Origin of the sequence: Phenylobacterium sp. (genome assembly GCF_030654915.1) — a bacterium.
Lineage (GTDB): Bacteria > Pseudomonadota > Alphaproteobacteria > Caulobacterales > Caulobacteraceae > Phenylobacterium.
On the sequence record NZ_JAURWM010000073.1, the window covers coordinates 1 to 12205 of the forward strand.

The window sequence follows — 12205 nt, forward strand, 5'->3', positions numbered from 1 at the left end:
GTGCTGATTTTCCGCCAGTATAGCGCCGCTGCGCGCCGCCCCCTCACCTAACCTCTCCCGAGGGAGAGGAATGGGGCGGCGCTAGCCGTTGCGCTTCACATAGGCGCGGATGGCGGCGATGACCTGGTCCTGGTGGTCGGGGGTCAGGTAGGGGTGCATGGGCAGGCTCATGACCACATCGGCCTTGGCCTCGGTCACTGGCAGGCCGCCCGGGGTCGGATAGACCGAATAGACGCCCTGCTTGTGGATCGGGATCGGGTAGTAGACCGCGCTCGGCACGTCCTGGCTCTTCAGATGCGCCACCAGGCCGTCGCGGTCGGCGGTTTCGATGGTGTACTGCGCCCAGACCGAAACCCCGCCGTCGATCACCTTCGGTACGGTCACGACATCGGAAAGGCCCGCCGCATAGCGCTCGGCGACCTTGTTGCGGGCCTCGATCTCGCTCTCGAAAATGGTCAGCTTCTGCAGCAGGACAGCGGCCTGGATGGTGTCCATCCGGCTGTTCATGCCGATGCGCAGGTTCAGGTACTTGGGGTCATGGTCGAAGGTCTTGCCGACCAGGTCCGATTTCACGGCTTGGCCGTGGACGCGCAGGCTGACGAGGATGTCGTGCAGCCGCTCATCCTTGCACAGCACCGCCCCGCCGTCGCCGTAGCAGCCGAGCGGCTTGGCCGGGAAGAAGCTGGTGGTGGTGACGTCGGCCCAATGGATCGGGTGCTGACCGTTCAGCGTGCAGCCAAAGCCCTGGGCGCTGTCGGCGATCAGCTTCAGGCCATGCTTCTTGGCGACGGCCGAGATCGCCGGATAGTCGGCGGGCTGGCCGAACAGGTCGACGGCGATGATCGCCTTGGGCGTCAGCTTGCCGTCGGCCTTCACCGCCTCGATGGCGGCGTCGAGCTTGGCGGGATCGAGATTGTAGGTGTCAGGCAGGACGTCGACGAACACCGGGCTGGCGCCGACCAGAGGCATGACCTCGGCGGTCGCCGCGAAGGTGAAGGAGGGGCAGAACACCGCGTCGCCGGGTCCGATATTCCAGGCCATCAGCGGCAGTTGCAGCGCCTCGGTGCCCGAGCCGCAGGAGAGCACGAACGGCGCTTGGCCGAACTCGCCGAGCGCCTGTTCGAACTGGCCGATTTCCGGCCCCATGACATAGGCCCCCGAACGGACCACCTTGAGGATCGCATCTTCCAACGGCTGACCGAGGCGGGCGCGTTGGGCTTGCAGGTCGATGAACGGGATCGGCATGGGAATTTCCGCGAAGTGAAGCGGCGCGCTTCATGACACGCGGACTCTAGCGAAACCACACACGGTTGTTTTCGGAAAATTTCGGAGCGGGTCATTGCGCGCCCCGCCTCAGTACAGCGGCGGCAGGTTGACAGTGAGCGTGCCGACCACGGCCGGCGCGCACCAGTCGCGATAGCCGCATTCGGCGCGGCTGAGGTTGGTGTCCACGTAGCGGACATCGAGGGCCAGCGTCTTCCAGGTCGCGACGGCGCCGAGGTTCCAATAGCTGCGGTCATAGCCGCGCTCGATCCAGCGCCGGCCTGCTCCTCCCTTTAGGGTGAGGCTCGGCGTCAAGGCGTAAGCCGCCTCGCCCTCGACCCGCCAGGCGACGCCCGAGCCGTAGGAGGCCTCCGGCACATAGCTGGTCAGGACGCCGAGGGTGAGCTTGTCCTGCGTGTGACGGGCGGCGACCTTGGCCTGCAAGAAATTGTAGGTGGGACCGTAGACATGTTCGTCGGGGAAGGCGGTGAACATGCCTTCAAGCGTGATGCGGGTTTTCTTCTCGTTCAGGTCGAAATTTCGACCGGCATAGAGATCGACCTCGTAGGAGGTGTGGCCTGGGTCGTCGAAGTCCACGCCGCTGAGAAACAGGCCGGCGTAGAAGTTGTCGGGCCGCCACCAGTAGATCGAGGCCTGTGTGACTGGATTGCGGTTCGAATTGCTGACCCCCTGGTAGCGGTACTCGCTGGCGACATTGATCGAGGTGATGATGGCGCCTCGGCTCGACTGCGCCTGGGCCGCCGCGGGGAGCAGGGCGACAATCAGCAAACCACTCCGCAGCGCGCGCGAATTCCCCAGATGTTTCATGTCGTCGCCTTTGCCGCCCGAGGTGCTCTGTCGGCGAAAGAGCTAGGTGATCATTGAATTGCGATGTACTGAAATCGCTTCATGAGTGAATTCGATATCAATCATGTTCGGCGGTTGGACGGCGGCCTGTTGCTCGTGTTCCACGAGTTGCTACGTCGCCGGAAGGCGGCCGAGGTGGCTGAGGTGCTCGGGCTGAGCCCGTCGGCGGTCAGCCATGCCCTGACGCGGCTGCGCGACCTGTTCGAAGATCCGCTGTTCATCCGCAAGCCGCATGGCTTGACGCCCACCAAACGGGCGCTGGAGCTGGGACCGCAAGTCGAGGCGCTGATCAAGCTGGTCGGCGCGACCCTGGGCGGCGAACAAGGTTTCGATCCGGCGGTCAGCACGCGGACCTTCACCATCGCCGCCCCGGAATTCGTCACCGATTTGATCGGCGGCCGGCTGATCGCGGCCCTGAAAGAGGCTGCGCCGCGCGCGATGTTCTCGGTGAGTTTTCTGCCCCAGGCCCAGGCGCTGGAGGCTTTGCGCCGAGGCGAAGTCGATCTGGCGCTGGGGCGCTTTAGTCCCGAACCGCCAGGGTTCGAGTCCGAACTGCTCTACGAGGACCGATATTGCGTCGCCGCGCGCAAGGGGCACCCGCGGGTGAAGGGCCAGATCGACTTTCAGGCCTATGCCGAGATCGGCCACGTCTACGCCATCTCCGGCAGCGAGTCGGGCGGCGACACCCGCTGGCCGACCAGCGAAGTGATCACCGCCGTGGCGGCGGTGCCGCAGTGGCTGACGGCTTTGGTGATGGTCGCCTCCAGTGACGCCATCGCCACCTGTCCGCGGAAGCTGGCCGAACGGCATGCCGAAATGTTCGGGCTACAGGTGCTGGACCCGCCGTTCGAGCCGCTGAGCTTCAAGATTTCGGCGCTGCGGCGCAGTGGTGCGCAGGACGCTGGCGTGGATTGGTTCCTCGACCAGGCGCGGCGGGCGGTGGGCTAGATCTCCAACGACAGCGTAACTTTCAGATGCCGTCGCGTCGCGTCTTCAAATGCCGTGGGCCAAGAGGCGCCGAGCTTGGCGGCCAGGGGTTTGGCGCGGGCTAGGAATTGGCGGGCGAGTGCGGCGTTGGCGGCGATCAGGGCCTCGCGCTCGGCCAGGGGCGGCGGCAGGGCTTCTAGCCAAGCGCGTTGGTCGTCGGTGAGGAAGGCGTTGAGGCGCTTGGCGCCGCGCGAGCCGGGCGGGACCTCGTTTTCGATAAGCATGAGATCGATCAGCATGTGGCGCAGAAGTTCGACGCCCTGTTGCATGGTCAGCCATTCGCCCCGGCCGACGGCCACTGGCGCCAGGCCAAGCACGCGCAGGAACTCAGTGACGAGCGGGCCGAGCGGCTGGAGCGCGCCTGGAACCTGGATGCGCGGCGGCGGGGTGAGAGCAGGATCACCCAGCAGGAGCTTAAGCGCGGCGCCGTCCTGGGAGGGCAATTCGCCGGCGGTCAGGAAGCTGAGGTCGAACCGTTCCCAGTCGGGAGTGATCGCGGCCAGGACCCGCCCGTAGACGACGTGGCTCAGAACCAATGGCGGGAGGCCGGGGTGGGTGGCGCGATAGTCGGCGATGCAGGCGGGGCGGTTGGGCTCTTCGACCAGCACGACGATATCGACATCGCTCCAGGCGTCGCCGGCGTCCTGGCCCAGACTGCCGCCGAGCCAGGCGGCGTGAACCCTGGGATCAGCGGCCAGGGCGGCGGTCAGGCGCTTGAGCAGGGCCTGCTGTTCGTCGGTCATGTGGAGGCTCCCAGACTGGCGGGAGCGTGGGGCGCAGGTGATGCGGCGGCAAACGATTTCGCCGCCGCATCACCGTGCGTTCAGATCACAAGGCTCAGCGGACTAGATCTGCCGGGTGCGGCCTTCCCAGTAGGGGGCGCGGACCTTGTTGCGTTGGATCTTGCCGGCTTCCGAGCGGGGCAGTTCGCTGACGAAGTCGAGGCCGCGCGGGACCTTGTAGGCGGCCAGGGTCTGGCGTCCGAAGGCCAGGATCTCCTGGGCCAGTTCGTCCGACGGCTGGTAGCCGGGCTTCAGCAGGATCACGGCGCGGACCTGTTCGCCCCACTCGTCGTGCGGGATGCCGACGGTGGAGCTATCAGCCACGGCTTCGTGCTTGATCAGCTCGTTGTCGACTTCCTGCGGGTAGATGTTCACCCCGCCGGAGATGATCGTCTCGGCGTTGCGGCCGGTGAGGAACAGGTAGTCGTCCTCATCGAAATAGCCGACGTCGCCCATGGTGAAGAAGTCGCCGACCCGGTTGGAGTTGGTCTTGGCTTCATCCTTGTAATAGGTGAAGCCGCCGCCGGGCGGGAGCTGGTGATAGATGCCGCCGGGCGTGCCGGGGGGCAGCTCATTGCCTTCCTCGTCGAGGATGCGGACCTGCAGCAGGGCCGGGCGCTTGCCGACGCTGCCGGGCTTCTTCAGCCACTCCTCGGAGGTGATGGCGAAGCCGGCGCCGCCCTCGGAGCCGGCGTAGTATTCCGACAGGATCGGGCCGAACCACTCGATCATCGCGTGCTTGACCTCGGGCGGGCAGGGGGCCGCGCCGTGGACGATGTATTTGACGTGGTCGACGGGGTACTTGGCCTTCACTTCCGGCGGCAGGGCGAGCAGACGCTGGAACATGATCGGCACCAGGTGCAGGTGCGTGACCTTCTGTTCGGAGATGGTGCGCAGGACCAGTTCGGAGTCCCACTTGTCGATGAAGTGCAGCGGCACGCCGGCGCCCATGGCGGCGCGGATGTCGAAGGCCAGCGGCGCGGCGTGATAGGCCGGGCCGGCGCAGAGCTGGATGGAGGTCGCCGGATCGTAGCCGCGCATGGCGTACATCGCCTGGGGCGTGACCACCGCGGCCGGGCGGAAGACGCCCTTCGGCCGGCCGGTGGTGCCGGAGGTGTACATCATCTGGTTGCCGAGCACCGGATCGGTGATGTCGGAGCCGTCGAGCGGGGCCAGGGCGGCGTCATAGTCCTGGAAGCCTTCGATCGATCCGCCGACCGCGAGCCTCAGCACCACGCCGGGGCATTGGGCCGAGGCGGCGGGCAGGCTGGCCACGCGGGCCTCGCCGACCAGGACCTTGGCCTCGCAATCATTGATGATGTAGGCGATCTCGTCGGTGGTCAGGTGCCAGTTGACCGGCGTGATCCGCAGGCCTGACCGCAGGGTGGCGGCTTGGACCGCGACGAACTCGGCGCGGTTGGAGCAGACCAGGGCCAGGCTGTCGCCGGCGCCCAGGCCGTGCTGACGGAAGAGGCGTGTGAGCTTATTGGCCGCTGCGTTGATCTCGGCGAAGGTCGTAACCTTGCCGTCTGGATCGACGACCGCCGCCTTGTTTGGGTGGACCTTGGCCCAAACCGCCGTGGTCATGCCATTGGCGGCCGCCGCTTCGAGGGCCTCGTCCAGGCTCAAGCGCTCTTTTAAATCTTCCATCAAATCCTCCCGTCGCCGGTGACCGGAGGAACGGAACACGCGGCTCTTTTTTCTATGGTCCGAGACGGCGTTTCGTCGGCGATCGCGGCGCGAAATATGCGCGGCGAGGGTGACCGTTTCCGTTTCGGAAACCTACCATGACAGGCGATTGCGCGCCCGACAACGGCGCGCGCGATCCGAACGCGGCTCGGATCAGGCCAGGCGGCTCTCTGTCCAGCGGTAGGCGGCGAAACCGGCGGCGGCCGCGCAGGCCGTCAGCACTGTTCCCCAGCCGATGTCGGTGAGGGTGACCTTGAGGGACCAGACCTTCAGCGTCGCCTGGTTGGTGAGGTCATAGGTCGCGTAGGCCACGAAACCCAGCATCGCGCCGTTGGCGAGCGCTCGCGTCCATCCCACGCCTTCGCGCACGGCCGGCAGGATGGCCAGCATCAGCACGCCGGCGATGAACACCAGGTAGAAAGCGATGGCGGCGGGCAGGTTGAACTGGTCGGCTAGCACGTCGTCCAGGGCGGGCCGGTAGAGTTTCGGCCCCACGGTGGTCAGCCAGACGGCGTCGATCACCGCGAAGGCGAGGCCCGCGCCCAGATAGGCGGCGAGGTATTTCAGCATGGCGATTCTCCCGCCGGGCGCATCAGATAGTGGCTGATGCCCCATTCGGACCCGCCGCGATGGCCAAACAGACCAGAGGTCGCCAGGAAGAACAGCCGCCAGCGGCGGCCCCAGAGCAGCGCCTGGTCGCCGTAGACCTGGGCGAGGATCGGCCGGATCTCCGCGGCGTTGCGGTCATAGTTGGCGAGCCAGGCCTCCGCCGTCCGGGCATAGTGCTCGCCGCTCCAGCGCCAGTCGGCGACGACCTCGAAGAGATCGGGGAACTGGCGGGCCAGGTCGTGGCTGGGCATGACGCCGCCGGTGAAGAAGTGCTGGGCGATCCAGTCGGCCTCGTCGTTCACGTCGAATCGATAGGGCGTGCGGCAGTGCGTGAAGACGTGCAGGAAAAGCCGGCCATCGCTCTTGAGCCAGACCTTGGCGCGGGTGAGCAGGGCGCGCCAGTTGGCCATGTGCTCGAACATCTCCACCGAGACGATGCGGTCGAAGGCGGCGGGAGCGGCCTCGAAGTCGTTCATGTCGGCGGTGATGACCCTCAGGTTGGCCAGGCCCTCGGCCCGCGCGCGTTCGCGGATGAAATCGCCTTGGCTGGCCGAGTTGGAGACCGAGACGATCTGGGCGTTTGGCAGGGTCTTGGCCATCCAGAGCGACAGTGAGCCCCAGCCGCAGCCGAGTTCGAGAATATGCTGGCCGTCCCGCAGATCGGCGTGCGCGGCGGTCTCGGCGAGGGCGCTCTCCTCGGCCTGGGCCAGGGTGCTGGCGCCCGAGGTGAACAGGCCCGACGAGTATTTGAGCCGGGGACCCAGCACGCCCTGGAAGAAGGCGGCGGGGAGTTCGTAGTGCTGCCGATTGGCCGAAGCGGCGTGCTCGGCGATCGGACGTTCCTCCATGTCGCGGGCGAAACGAGTCGCGGCGCCTGGCGCGGCTTCCAGATTGCGACGGGCGTTGGCGACCAGAAGGCCGACCGCCGCGCGGCGGATGACGTCGGGCAGCGGCGCGCCTTCGAAGGCGTGGATGGCGGATGCGACCAGGCTCATTCGGGTCTCTCGGTTGCGGTGTTCTCCAGGGATACGGGCCAGGTGGGCCGCCGGATGCATCCGGCGAGGCGCCCGCGCCGTAGCTCCTGCCAGGCGGGGTGGTCCGCCGGAGCCTTGAGGAAACGACCCTTTGACCAGCACCCCAAAGTCGCGCATCGCCGTGGTCGGCGGGGGCGTCGCCGGACTTTCCGCCGCCTGGCTGCTGAGCCAGCGTCATGAGGTGACGCTGTTCGAAAGCGACGGGCGGGTCGGGGGCCACGCCAACACCGTCGAGGCGCCGGGCCTCAAGGGACCGGTCCCGGTCGACACCGGCTTCATTGTCTTCAACGAGCCGAACTATCCGAACTTCACGGCTCTGCTGAAGCATCTGGGCGTGGAGAGTCGTCCGGCGGACATGGCGCTGAGTGTCTCGCTGGACGACGGCGATTTCGAATATTCGTCCGGGGCCTTGTTCGCCCAGGCCAGCAATCTGTTCAGCGCCCGGTACTGGGGGATGCTGCGCGACGTCAGCCGGTTCTATCGGCAGGGCCCGAAGGACCTGGCGGACCTGGAGACGCCGCTGACCTCGCTGGAGGACTACCTGGAGACCAAGGGCTACTGCCAGGCCTTCCGGGACGACCATCTGTTGCCGCAGGCCGCCGCGATCTGGTCGACGCCGCTGGGGGCGATTCGCGACTATCCGGCCGCCGCCCTGATCCGGTTCTTCCAGAACCATGGCATGATGAGCCTGTTCGGGCGCGGCAAGTGGCGCACGGTCAGCGGCGGCAGCCGCGCCTATGTCGCCAAGCTGGCCGCCGCCTTCCAGGGCGAAACTCGAATCGGCGCCAGGGTCAGCGCCGTGCGCCGCGACCTTCTGGGCGTGGATATTCGCGACGCGAGCGGCCGGGTCGAACGTTTCGATCAGGTGGTGATCGCCACCCATGGGGACACCGCGCTATCGCTGCTGGACGACGCCGACAGCGAGGAGCGGCGGCTGCTGTCTGCGTTCAAATATCACCGTAATCTTGCCGTTTTGCACGCCGATGCTCGCCTGATGCCGAGGCGGAAGGCGGCTTGGGAAAGCTGGAACCACATCGGCCGGCGCGAGGCGCCAGGGGAGGGCTGCGTGAGTTACTGGATGAACCGGCTGCAATCGATCCGCGACGCGGGCGATCTGTTCGTGACCCTCAATCCCACGCGCGAGATCGCGCCGGGCAAGGTGATCCACACCGACGTCTACGACCATCCGCTGTTCGACGCCGGGGCGATCGCCGCCCAGGGCGAGCTGTGGTCGTTGCAGGGCGTGCGGCGGACCTGGTTCTGCGGTTCCTACTTCGGTCACGGCTTCCATGAGGACGCCCTGCAATCGGGCCTGGCGGTGGCCGAGGCCATGGGCGGCGGACGGCGGCCCTGGCGGGTGGAGGCCGAGTCCGGCCGTATCCAGATCGCGGCGCCAGCGCGCGAGCGGGCCGCGTGACCGGGCTCGCGTCGGGGCTCTATCTCGGCGCGGTCACCCATGCGCGGCTGAAGCCGCGCGTCCACCGGATGCGCTACCGCGTCTTCATGCTGCTGCTCGATCTCGACGAGCTCGGGCGATTGGACGGCGCCCTGCGTCTGTTCGCGCACCGGCGCTTCGCCCTGACCAGCTTCCATGAGGCCGACCACCTCGACGGCTCGGGGCGCTGCCTGAAAGCCCAGGTCGAGGCGCACCTGGCGGACGCCGCCATCGCCCATGGCGGGCCGGTCAAGATGCTGTGCATGCCGCGCATCCTGGGGGGCGTGTTCAATCCGCTGACCGTCTATTTCTGTCACCGGCTGGACGGGGCGTTGTCGGCGATCCTCTACGAGGTGACCAACACCTTCGGCGAGCGCCATATCTATCTGATCCCGGTCGAGGGGCGCGGGCCGATCATGCAAACCTGCGACAAGACTTTCTATGTCTCGCCGTTCATGGACATGGACCTGGCCTACGCCTTTCGGATCCGGCCGCCGGGCGACGCCGTCTCGATCATCGTCGATGTGCATGACGCCGATGGCCATGTGATGGGCGCGGCGTTCTCAGGCCGGCGTCGAGAACTGACTGACGCCTCGTTGCTGCGCGCCTGGCTTGGCTACCCCTTGATGACGTTGGGCGTCATGGCCGCGATCCATTGGGAAGCCTTGAAAATCTGGCGCAAGGGCGGGCGGCTGCGTGCGCGTCCGGCGCCGCCGGCGACCTCCGTCACGGTGGTCCGCGGAGCGCGCGCCACCGCGGCCTAGAAGCCGCTGTCACGGTCCGAAATTGATCACTCGAAAATCGGGCGGTTGTTGTCCGTTTGCGGTAGCCGAACGCGCGCTCGTCGCGGGATCGAGGGCTAGCTTCCGCTGCTGGCCGCCGGACGAGACCGCCAGAAGACTACCGATTATCGGGGTCGTGCAGCACTACGAAGTCCGTGGACTGGCCGTTCGCATCACTCACTGCGATTAGCCGCCGGGTGTTTCCAGCAGGGCCGATCCTGTAAGTTGAGATCAGCTCCGTCCCTTCCATGCGACGCGCGATCAGCGATGGCGCGGCGGCCTCCCACCCATCCGGCAGCAGTTCTCGAAAATCGGCCACCTCTTCCGCGGACGGCGCATATGAACCCGTCGCCCTTTCACCGCTGACGACCTCGCCGAAGTAAGCCCACAGCGATCGAGTCAGTTGTGATTGATCGTCTTCGATGGCGGCCGCTGTCGCAGGCATCAGCGCCGGCTCAATCAGGCCGACGACAACATGCCCGATATGATCCGGCTGGCTATGGTCCGCGTCCAGATTGGTCAGAACGGCGACGCTGAGGCCCGCTTCGAGGTAGCGGCCGAAGTAGGAGGTGAAACCCTGCCAGGCGCCATCGTGCTCGACCACGCGCGCGTTTCCGTCATCCCGCACGAACCATCCCAGACCATAGCCTTGGCGGGGCGCGGTTCCGCCGAAAGGAAACGGTGTCCACATCTGTTGCTTCGTCGCGGGTTTGAGCAGGTTGTTGTCGCAAAGGGCACGATCCCATTTCTCGAGGTCGCGAACGGTAAAGTAGAGCGTCCCGTCGGCGGTCGAGTTGAAGGTCGGCGAAACCCAGTTCTGATTATACAATTGGCCACCCCGTCGTTGGTAACCGGCGGCGCGATGCAGCACGATTTCACTGTCGGAGATGACCCGCGAGGAAGACATGCCCAGGCGGTCGAATACTTCCCTTTTCAGCATGTCCCCATGAAAGCTTCCCGTCACACGCCTTATCAGCACGCCGAGCACGAGATAGTTGGCGTTGCGATAAGCCCAGACTTCTCCCGGCGCGGAGGCTAGCGGGAGCGCGGCGACCCGTTGGATCAACTCATCCTCAGAGAAATCGCGGCGAACGTCGAAGGGGCCACCGTCACTCGTGAGTTCCGGGCTGTCATACTCACCGAGACCTGACGTGTGAGACAGGAGATGCGCAATCGTGATCGGCTTCCAAGATGTGGGCAGATCAGGCATGTGCGCACGTATGCTGTCATCGAGGCGAATTTTGCCGTTCTCAACCAGCCTCATCACCAGGGCGGCCGTGAAGGTTTTTCCAATGGAGCCAGACTGCATCACCGTGTCGGCGGTGACGGGTACGGCATGCTCGACATTGGCGAGGCCATAGCCCTTGAGCAGCACCGCTTGACCGTGCTGATAAACGCCTAGCGCAAGCCCTGGTATTTGCTGGCGCACCATCTCCCTTTCGACGTAGCGATCGACGGAGGCTATCTGAGCAGGCGTAAGGGCGGTCGCCGCCGGTTGGCATGCAGCCACCGCTGCAGCGAGAGAGACGGCGAGCATTCGAACTTCGGTCCTTCGGGCAAGTGTGCGCCTGAGCTTTAATGTTCAGCCCGAGCCTAAGGCGTAGGCGTCTGGCTCTCCCTACACTGGACAATCCCCCAAATCGTCCAAGATTCAGCGCCCATATCGCGACGGCCCCCCTGCCTCAGGAACGGCCGAGCCTGGGCTAGAAAATCCGCGCTCGGTAGACCAGGACAATGGCGGCTATCCACCCACTAAACGGCGCGGATAGAAACTCTGGTCCAAATCGAGAGGGCGCGCGAAAGCCCAATGATTTTGATCGTTCAGCGCCGCTTCGGTTCGGGAATATTCTCCGGATACGTCAAAACACTTCTGGCGTGTGCTGGGACGGCGCCTCAGAATGATTTCCATACTTGAAGATGGAATTTCTGATGAGTGAGTCACACCCCTCCCGGCGGGGTGCGGGACCCTCTGACTCCGGCTCTATCAAGGTCGACGTCAGCGAGATGCCGCGTGTGCTGCAGAGGATCACGGCGCTTTCGCTACGCTACCCGGGCCGCATGGCCATCGCGATCGGCTGCTCGCTGGGCGCGGCGGTCGCCAGCCTGACCCTGCCGAGGCTGTTCGGCGCCGCCGTGGACCAGGCCCAGATGCTGCTGGAGGGCGGGGCGGCCCACGCCGGCGAGGCGCAGGCCGCCCTGTGGGGCACGGCGATGCTGGTGATCGCCGCCACGGTGATCCGCGGGCTGCTGACCATGATGTCCGGCTACCTCGGCGAATATGTCAGCCAGCGGGTCGGCTATGACTTGCGGCTGCGGTTCTTCCAGCAACTCCAGCGGCTGTCGTTCGGCTTTCACGACCGCATCCATTCGGGCGACCTGATCACGCGGGGCATGCTCGACCTGGAGGGCGCGCGGGTCTTCATCCAGGGCGGCCTGATGCCGATCCTGACCCTGGTCCTGCTGCTGGTCTTCGCCTCGTGGCAGATGCTGGCCATCGACCAGACCCTGGGCCTGATCGGCCTGGCCTTCGTGCCCTTCTCGGCCCTGGCGCTCGGCCGCATGGGCTTCCTGCTGCGGGTCACCTGGCTGCGCTTCCAGGAGCTGATGGCGCAGCTGACCCTGACCATGGAGGAGAATCTCCAGGGCATCCGCGTGGTCCGCGCCTTCGCCGGCAAGGCCTTCGAGATGGCCAAGTTCGACCAGGCCTCGGTGGACGCCCTGGCCTATTCCTACAAGCGCATCACCCTGCGCTTCCGG

The 12205-nt window shown here is 66.0% G+C and carries 11 protein-coding genes; 4 read left to right on the forward strand and 7 right to left on the reverse strand.

The window, feature by feature from the left end:
• Positions 1 to 81: 81 nt before the first annotated feature.
• Both Q7T84_RS03545 and Q7T84_RS03550 read right to left on the reverse strand, forming a co-directional pair.
• Positions 82 to 1245 carry a DegT/DnrJ/EryC1/StrS aminotransferase family protein gene (locus Q7T84_RS03545; RefSeq protein ID WP_304806326.1) on the reverse strand — a complete coding sequence of 388 codons (1164 nt, stop codon included), beginning with the start codon at positions 1243 to 1245 and terminating at the stop codon, positions 82 to 84.
• A gap of 108 nt (positions 1246 to 1353) precedes the next feature.
• A complete protein-coding gene (locus tag Q7T84_RS03550; RefSeq protein ID WP_304806327.1) occupies positions 1354 to 2052 on the reverse strand; it encodes a TorF family putative porin in 699 nt (232 codons plus the stop codon).
• Positions 2053 to 2172: 120 nt separating this feature from the next.
• On the opposite strand from Q7T84_RS03550, the gene Q7T84_RS03555 reads away from it, so the two are divergent.
• On the forward strand, positions 2173 to 3078 hold the full coding sequence (locus tag Q7T84_RS03555) for a LysR family transcriptional regulator (RefSeq protein WP_304806328.1): 906 nt from the start codon (positions 2173 to 2175) through the stop codon (positions 3076 to 3078).
• Here Q7T84_RS03555 and Q7T84_RS03560 read toward each other — a convergent pair.
• The 4 genes from Q7T84_RS03560 to Q7T84_RS03575 all read right to left on the reverse strand — a co-directional run bounded on the left by Q7T84_RS03560 (position 3075) and on the right by Q7T84_RS03575 (position 7192).
• Positions 3075 to 3860 (reverse strand): nucleotidyltransferase domain-containing protein, encoded by a 786-nt coding sequence (locus Q7T84_RS03560; protein WP_304806329.1) that lies wholly within the window; start codon positions 3858 to 3860, stop codon positions 3075 to 3077. The genes Q7T84_RS03555 and Q7T84_RS03560 overlap by 4 nt on opposite strands.
• Positions 3861 to 3962: 102 nt before the next feature.
• Positions 3963 to 5549, reverse strand: a complete 1587-nt coding sequence (locus Q7T84_RS03565; protein ID WP_304806330.1) for an AMP-binding protein — start codon at positions 5547 to 5549, stop codon at positions 3963 to 3965.
• A gap of 192 nt (positions 5550 to 5741) precedes the next feature.
• On the reverse strand, positions 5742 to 6158 hold the full coding sequence (locus tag Q7T84_RS03570) for a DUF2177 family protein (protein ID WP_304806331.1): 417 nt from the start codon (positions 6156 to 6158) through the stop codon (positions 5742 to 5744).
• Complete coding sequence (locus Q7T84_RS03575) at positions 6152 to 7192, reverse strand: cyclopropane-fatty-acyl-phospholipid synthase family protein (RefSeq protein WP_304806332.1); 1041 nt, start codon at positions 7190 to 7192, stop codon at positions 6152 to 6154. Before Q7T84_RS03575 ends, Q7T84_RS03570 begins: the two co-directional genes overlap by 7 nt.
• A 130-nt stretch (positions 7193 to 7322) precedes the next feature.
• Between Q7T84_RS03575 and Q7T84_RS03580 the strand changes: the two genes are divergently transcribed.
• Complete coding sequence (locus Q7T84_RS03580; protein ID WP_304806333.1) at positions 7323 to 8648, forward strand: NAD(P)/FAD-dependent oxidoreductase; 1326 nt, start codon at positions 7323 to 7325, stop codon at positions 8646 to 8648.
• On the forward strand, positions 8645 to 9430 hold the full coding sequence (locus Q7T84_RS03585; protein ID WP_304806334.1) for a DUF1365 domain-containing protein: 786 nt from the start codon (positions 8645 to 8647) through the stop codon (positions 9428 to 9430). Before Q7T84_RS03580 ends, Q7T84_RS03585 begins: the two co-directional genes overlap by 4 nt.
• Positions 9431 to 9566: 136 nt before the next feature.
• Here Q7T84_RS03585 and Q7T84_RS03590 read toward each other — a convergent pair whose 3' ends face one another.
• A complete protein-coding gene (locus Q7T84_RS03590; RefSeq protein WP_304806335.1) occupies positions 9567 to 10985 on the reverse strand; it encodes a serine hydrolase in 1419 nt (472 codons plus the stop codon).
• Positions 10986 to 11377: 392 nt separating this feature from the next.
• Here Q7T84_RS03590 and Q7T84_RS03595 point away from each other — a divergent pair.
• Positions 11378 to 12205 (forward strand): ABC transporter transmembrane domain-containing protein (locus tag Q7T84_RS03595; RefSeq protein WP_304806336.1); only part of this gene is annotated, 828 nt, incomplete at its 3' end.

What these genes read in the sequence shown, in the direction of transcription:
- Q7T84_RS03545 (WP_304806326.1), bottom strand. Translation starts at nt 1,245, where the DNA reads ATGCCGATCCCGTTCATCGACCTGCAAGCCCAACGCGCCCGCCTCGGT.
- Q7T84_RS03555 (WP_304806328.1), top strand. Translation starts at nt 2,173, where the DNA reads ATGAGTGAATTCGATATCAATCATGTTCGGCGGTTGGACGGCGGCCTG.
- Q7T84_RS03560 (WP_304806329.1), bottom strand. Translation starts at nt 3,860, where the DNA reads ATGACCGACGAACAGCAGGCCCTGCTCAAGCGCCTGACCGCCGCCCTG.
- Q7T84_RS03565 (WP_304806330.1), bottom strand. Translation starts at nt 5,549, where the DNA reads ATGGAAGATTTAAAAGAGCGCTTGAGCCTGGACGAGGCCCTCGAAGCG.
- Q7T84_RS03570 (WP_304806331.1), bottom strand. Translation starts at nt 6,158, where the DNA reads ATGCTGAAATACCTCGCCGCCTATCTGGGCGCGGGCCTCGCCTTCGCG.
- Q7T84_RS03575 (WP_304806332.1), bottom strand. Translation starts at nt 7,192, where the DNA reads ATGAGCCTGGTCGCATCCGCCATCCACGCCTTCGAAGGCGCGCCGCTG.
- Q7T84_RS03590 (WP_304806335.1), bottom strand. Translation starts at nt 10,985, where the DNA reads ATGCTCGCCGTCTCTCTCGCTGCAGCGGTGGCTGCATGCCAACCGGCG.